This window comes from Bacillus sp. 05T31, assembly GCF_056396725.1.
Genome location: NZ_JBFTMA010000199.1, coordinates 1 through 6298 on the forward strand (window position 1 = coordinate 1; position 6298 = coordinate 6298).

At 38.1% G+C, this 6298-nt stretch carries 6 protein-coding genes; 1 reads left to right on the top strand and 5 read right to left on the bottom strand.

Features of this window, described 5'->3' with window-relative positions:
- The first annotated feature begins 226 nt into the window (after window positions 1-226).
- A complete protein-coding gene (locus AC1DJR_RS13990; protein ID WP_429691943.1) occupies window positions 227-391 on the top strand; it encodes a hypothetical protein in 165 nt (54 codons plus the stop codon).
- Between the two features lie 443 nt (window positions 392-834).
- Here the strand turns inward: AC1DJR_RS13990 and AC1DJR_RS13995 are convergent, their stop codons facing one another.
- The 5 genes from AC1DJR_RS13995 to glpF all read right to left on the bottom strand — a co-directional run bounded on the left by AC1DJR_RS13995 (window position 835) and on the right by glpF (window position 6189).
- Window positions 835-1608, bottom strand: coding sequence for a VanZ family protein (locus AC1DJR_RS13995; protein WP_477002838.1), 774 nt, complete (start codon window positions 1606-1608; stop codon window positions 835-837).
- The gene (locus tag AC1DJR_RS14000; RefSeq protein ID WP_061674045.1) at window positions 1601-1933 is read right to left on the bottom strand and encodes a PadR family transcriptional regulator; all 333 of its coding nucleotides are present in this window, start codon (window positions 1931-1933) and stop codon (window positions 1601-1603) included. Before AC1DJR_RS14000 ends, AC1DJR_RS13995 begins: the two co-directional genes overlap by 8 nt.
- 115 nt (window positions 1934-2048) lie before the next feature.
- On the bottom strand, window positions 2049-3731 hold the full coding sequence (gene glpD / locus AC1DJR_RS14005) for an aerobic glycerol-3-phosphate dehydrogenase (protein ID WP_002030199.1): 1683 nt from the start codon (window positions 3729-3731) through the stop codon (window positions 2049-2051).
- 133 nt (window positions 3732-3864) lie between these two features.
- Window positions 3865-5355, bottom strand: a complete 1491-nt coding sequence (glpK, locus tag AC1DJR_RS14010; RefSeq protein WP_410589281.1) for a glycerol kinase GlpK — start codon at window positions 5353-5355, stop codon at window positions 3865-3867.
- Between the two features lie 12 nt (window positions 5356-5367).
- Complete coding sequence (gene glpF / locus AC1DJR_RS14015) at window positions 5368-6189, bottom strand: glycerol uptake facilitator protein GlpF (protein ID WP_002134791.1); 822 nt, start codon at window positions 6187-6189, stop codon at window positions 5368-5370.
- Between the last annotated feature and the right edge of the window lie 109 nt (window positions 6190-6298).

Consider the following 6298-nt stretch of genomic DNA (forward strand, 5'->3'; position numbering starts at 1 on the left):
TACTAAGAGCAGATCTATTATTTTACTAACGTTCATTCCATAAAGCTTACTCATCGAAACCCCGAAACTTAACACGCTAATGAGCTGTTTGAAACTAGGGATTTTTTATACATATGTCTTGTCCCCTATTTTGAAACATAATACAATTAATATGTAACTTAATAAGCTATAACTAGTAGGTGTGGTAATCATCTCTTCCATTTCGCAAAAAGGGGGAGGTGATATAATGATCGCGATGTTTATAATCAAATTAGTGTATGGAATCCTAACAGGAGCTGGCGTTGTCATCGGTAGAAGGTACGTCGGTCCATGGCTAATCTCTGTATATAAAAAAGCGAAAACCACCCTGCTTCGTGGAAAAGGTAAGGGCGGTTCTCGGCTAAAGCGTTAATTTAATTGTTCAATAACCGCACCTACTACCACCACAATAGCAAGCTAGGTTACACAAGGCAGAAGTTTCTCAGGCTTCTGTCTTCTTTATTTTATGCAAAATTCATACTAAATACTCTATCATCATTGTAACACATTTTATTTATTTTTAGTCAAGATAAAAACCACCTGAAGGGCTCCCCTTCAGGTGGTTCTCTATTTTACACTAACGCAGCTGCCTGCTCTTGTTGATCTAGACTTTTTCTAGTTCAGCTGTGACGCTGTCGTCCTTTATAGCACCAATAAAGACGGATTATGCACCCGTTTCATAACAGTATAAATAAACAATGAACATCACCTATTACAAATATAAAAAAATCCTCTCACTATATAGTACCTATGTTTTCAGTGATACTCTATTATCATCAAGCTAAATTTATATAATTTTAACTACACGATAGCAAGTTAATTTTCAAATATCTTCTTTCGCATTACCCTAAATTTATTATCCATTTGTATCATGCTTATAAATAAAAGATATCCTATCGATGCACCGAGTATATTTATAGCAATCCGCCACACATCAAAAACATCAGACAAAGTTAGTAAATGTAATATCTCCCAAGCAAAAAAGGTCATAGCATACCACTTACAAGCTTTCTTATAGTTCGTCACTTTATTGATCAACACTGGAACGAAAAATCCAAATGGAACTACCAATATTATATGTTGCAAAACAGTTAGCCAATACGTTGAGTTCCCCCAAGGACCTGGATGCGCAATAAAATCTTTAACTTGCCAAAGTGTTATTCCAAAAAGCTGCAATAACGTTTCTAAATCAGATATATGTAAAAATTGCTGCCAAAATTCAATCGGATGATAAACAGTTCCACCTGTCAAACTACGAATAGAGTCAAATGTAGAAGTTGAAATAAATGCTCCCAAAAAGACAATAAAACAAATCATTATATAAGGAATACATAAAATTTTTGATAATATCTTTAATGGTCTAGGAACTTCGTATACCGATTGATTAATCCCTAAACCAATAACTTTTGATTCGCCAAAAGTTTGAATCGCTTTATACACCGCTTCTTTTTCATTCATACCTTGTTCCATATATTCTTCTTTCAAGCTGTTCAAGTGATCATATATTTCTAGAAATAGCTCATCCTGTTCAATATTACTAAGTTCTGAATAAGCTAAAATGGACTTAATATACTCATCAAATTCACTCATAAATAACTCCTTTCTGACAAGTTTGAATTAATGATGTTACACGCTCCCAAGAGTTCACTTTCTTCTGCAATTCTTTTTTCCCTTTACTTGTAATAGTATAAAATTTCCTTTTCATCCCATTCTCAGATTGATTCCAATAAGATTCAAGAAATTCCTTTTTTTCTAATCGCTTTAAAGCTGGATACAAAGTTCCCTGCCCCATACTATACAAATCTTCACTTGCATCCTTTAAACTTTGGGCTATTTCATATCCATATGTATCACGTTTTGCAATGATAGAAAGTAATAAAATATCTATACTTCCCTTCAAGATTTCTTTGTCCAACAATACCACCTCCTTACGTACATCGTATAACAACATATGTCGTTATGCAACATAGTTAGAAAAATAAACCATAAAGAAAACCACCTAAAGGCTCCCCTTCAGGTGGTTTTCTATTTTACGCTAACGCAGCTGCCTGTTCTTGTTGATCTACAGGAATTACAGCATCTCTTAACGCTTTTTCTAATTCAGCTGTGTATTTCATTTGCTCTTCTTTGCTCCAACCTAGTTTCGCAGCCATGTAGTTGATTACTGCTTCTTTCCACTCGTATACCCAGTGGATGTTGAAGAATACAGCGCCTCTGCGGCGTACGAAGAAGTCAACTGGTTTCGCTGTCATTTCGTAATCCATTGCGTATACAAGCGGGATTAGAACGTCTAGCGGCATGTTGTATTCTTTCGCTTCGTCTTTATGTTTTTTCGCTAAGTCAAACAATACGTCAACGTTAGAGCCGTAGAATTTCGCGAATTTTTCCGCTTGTGCTGTCGTTAAACCATATTTCGTACCTTCGCCTGCTTTTTTCGCAACAAATGCCGGGAATCCGTGTGAACCACTTACATGACCACCAGAGATTGGCATATGTTTCGTATCRCTCTTCTTATATGCGCTATGGCCTTCTTTTTGTAATAGATTCGTTACGTAGTCTACTACCATTTCAGCCATTTTGCGGTATCCTGTTAATTTACCGCCCGCGATTGTAATTAAACCAGATTCAGAAGTCCAAATTTCATCTTTACGAGAAATTTCAGATGCATTCTTACCTTCTTCATAAATTAGCGGACGTACACCAGCCCAGCTTGATTCCACATCTTTTTCTGTAATTTTCACGCTTGGGAACATGTAATTAATCGCATTAATGATATATGTGCGATCTTCTGTTGTCATGTGTGGTACAGCTGCGTCTTTATCATAGAACGTATCTGTTGTACCTACGTACGTTTTTCCTTCGCGAGGAATCGCGAACACCATACGTTTATCTGGTGTATCAAAGTAAATTGCTTGCCCTAATGGGAACCGTTTTTGGTCAATTACTAAATGCACACCTTTTGACAACTGAAGTACTTTCCCTTTTTTAGAGTTATCTTTTTCACGAAGTGTATCTACCCAAGGACCAGCTGCGTTTACAATTTTCTTACCGTAAACTTCATACACTTCTCCGTCTAGTAAATCGATTACACGTACACCGCATACTTTTCCATCTTTGTATAAGAAACTGTCTACTTTTGCGTAGTTAACAGCTTTCGCACCATGTTCAATCGCTTCTTTCATTACTTCAATTGTAAGACGCGCATCGTCTGTACGATATTCTACGTAGTAACCGCCGCCTTTTAATCCTTCTTGTTTTACAAGAGGTTCTTTATTTAGCGTTTCTTCACGGTTAAACATCTTTCTGCGCTCGCTTCGTTTTACACCTGCTAAGAAGTCGTATACACGAAGACCAATTGATGTACTGAATGACCCGAACGTGCCGCCTGTATGGAACGGAAGTAACATCCACTCCGGTGTTGTTACATGGGGACCGTTCTCATATACGATCGCACGCTCTTTCCCCACCTCTGCTACCATTTTCACTTCAAGTTGTTTTAAATAACGTAAACCGCCGTGTACAAGTTTCGTTGAACGACTTGATGTACCTGCTGCAAAGTCCTGCATTTCAAACACAATTGTTGATAAACCGCGTGTTGCCCCATCTAATGCAATACCAGAACCAGTAATACCTCCACCAATTACGATCACATCTAACTCTTGTTTATTTACTCCGTTTAATACGTCTTTACGTTGTTTACTTGAAAATTTCATGGTAATTCCTCCCTTTGATAACGAAAAAAGAGACCACAAGCTCCGCTATAGATTTCGCCTCTATAGCGTGTTGTGGTCTCTCCAAATCTCCTACCGAATTATTAACTTGTCATCATTATAACACTGTTTATGATTATTTGAAAGCTTTAGTTGCTTCAATTGCTTTTTTCCATCCAGCATATAGCTCTTCGCTTGTTTCCGCTTCCATCGTTGGTTCAAAGCGTTTGTCCATATGCCACTGTGCTTTAATTTCATCTTGGTTTTTCCAGTATCCAACCGCAAGACCAGCTAAGTATGCTGCACCTAAAGCTGTCGTTTCATTGATCACTGGACGCTCTACAGGAACGTCTAAAATATCACTTTGGAACTTCATTAAGAAGTTATTCTTAACTGCTCCGCCATCAACGCGTAATGTATTTAGTTCAATACCTGAATCTGCTTCCATTGCGCATAGTACATCTTTCGTTTGGTATGCTAAAGATTCTAGCGTTGCACGAATGAAATGCTCTTTCGTCGTACCGCGTGTTACACCAAACATAGCGCCGCGTACTTCACTATCCCAATACGGTGTACCTAGTCCTACGAATGCCGGTACTATGTATACACCTTCAGTTGATTCAACACGGCTAGCGTACACTTCGCTCTCGCTCGCATCTTTAAACATACGCAGTCCGTCACGTAACCACTGAATTGCAGAACCAGCTACGAAAATACTTCCTTCTAATGCGTAATTCACTTTACCATCTAAACCCCATGCAATTGTTGTTAATAGGCCATGCTCAGAAGCTACTGCTTTTTCGCCTGTGTTCATTAACATGAAACAACCAGTTCCGTAAGTGTTCTTCGCCATACCTTCACCGAAACAAGCTTGTCCAAATAATGCTGCTTGCTGGTCACCAGCTACACCTGCGATCGGTACATTTTGACCGAAGAAGTGATAATCAATTGTTTCTCCATATATTTCAGATGATTGACGTACTTCTGGAAGCATGCTCTTTGGTACTGTTAACATGTCTAGAAGCTCATCATCCCACTGTAAGTCGTGAATGTTAAACATTAATGTGCGTGATGCATTTGAGTAGTCTGTTATGTGCGCTTTACCGCCAGACAATTTCCATACAAGCCATGTATCAATTGTTCCGAATAATAACTCGCCGTTTTCTGCTTTTTCTCTTGCACCTTCAACGTTATCTAAAATCCATTTCACTTTCGTACCAGAGAAGTATGCGTCAATTAAAAGACCTGTTTTTTCGCGAACCATCTCGCTATAACCTTGTTCTTTTAACTCATCACAAATTTCAACTGTTTGACGAGATTGCCATACGATTGCGTTATAAATTGGTTTTCCAGTCGTTTTATCCCATACAACCGCTGTTTCACGTTGGTTCGTAATACCGATACCAGCGATTTGTTCTGGCTTCACATCTGCTTCACTTAAGCAAGTTGCGATAACTGCTAAAATAGATCCCCAAATTTCTTGTGCATTATGCTCAACCCAGCCTGGCTTTGGAAAATGTTGTGTAAACTCTTTTTGAGCTGAATGAACGATTTTTCCTTCTTTATTGAAAAGAATTGCGCGTGAGCTTGTTGTTCCTTGGTCTAATGAAAGAATATATTTTTTCATATCAGTTTCCCCCTATGCTACTTTTCTACTATTTGTAGTAGCTTCACTTTTTTTACTTGTCATATAAGAGATTGCTAGTACAATCACAGTTGTAATAATCACATAAATAAGTGCTGAATTTTGTTTTCCTTCAAATACAACTTGATGGAATAATCCTGCAAGTGATCCACCTAGAATTGGACCAACTACTGGGATCCATGCATACTTCCAGTTTGAACCGCCCTTTCCTGCAATCGGAAGGAAGAAGTGTGCAATACGCGGACCTAAATCACGAGCCGGGTTGATTGCGTATCCTGTTGTTCCACCTAATGATAAACCAATACTTACAATTAAGAAACCTACGATAAATGGATTTAAACCATCTGCAAATTTATTTGCTCCAATTGCTAATATACCAAATACTAAAACGAATGTTCCAATCATTTCACTTAAAAGGTTTGTAAATGTGTTCGGAATTGCTGGACCTGTTGCAAATACACCTAACTTTGTTCCTGGATCTTCTGTTTCTTTCCAGTGTGGTAAGTAATGTAAATATACAAGAACTGCCCCGATAATTGCCCCAATCATTTGTGCTGCGATATACATAGGTACATCACTCCACGGGAACGCTCCCTTAAAAGCAAGTCCTATCGTTAAAGCCGGATTCAAATGTGCCCCACTAATTGATCCAACTGCATACGCTGCCATAGCAACCGCTAGACCCCAACCCATTGTAATTACAATCCAACCAGAATCTTTCGCAAACGATTTCTTTAAACTTACACCAGCGCAAACGCCGCCACCAAGTAAGATTAACAATGCAGTCCCTATTAATTCCCCTAAAAATGCTGACATAAAATCCCTCCACAATCAATTTAAATGCTTTCGAAAAGTGATAGAGGTAAAATGAATGGCCATTCGTTTTTTCAAAAGAAAAAGATCCACAGCTTACATGCTTCTATAT

Excerpts from the sequence above, each read along its gene's own strand:
- AC1DJR_RS13995 (WP_477002838.1), bottom strand. The coding sequence starts at position 1,608 with ATGAGTGAATTTGATGAGTATATTAAGTCCATTTTAGCTTATTCAGAA.
- glpF (WP_002134791.1), bottom strand. The coding sequence starts at position 6,189 with ATGTCAGCATTTTTAGGGGAATTAATAGGGACTGCATTGTTAATCTTA.
- glpK (WP_410589281.1), bottom strand. The coding sequence starts at position 5,355 with ATGAAAAAATATATTCTTTCATTAGACCAAGGAACAACAAGCTCACGC.
- AC1DJR_RS13990 (WP_429691943.1), top strand. The coding sequence starts at position 227 with ATGATCGCGATGTTTATAATCAAATTAGTGTATGGAATCCTAACAGGA.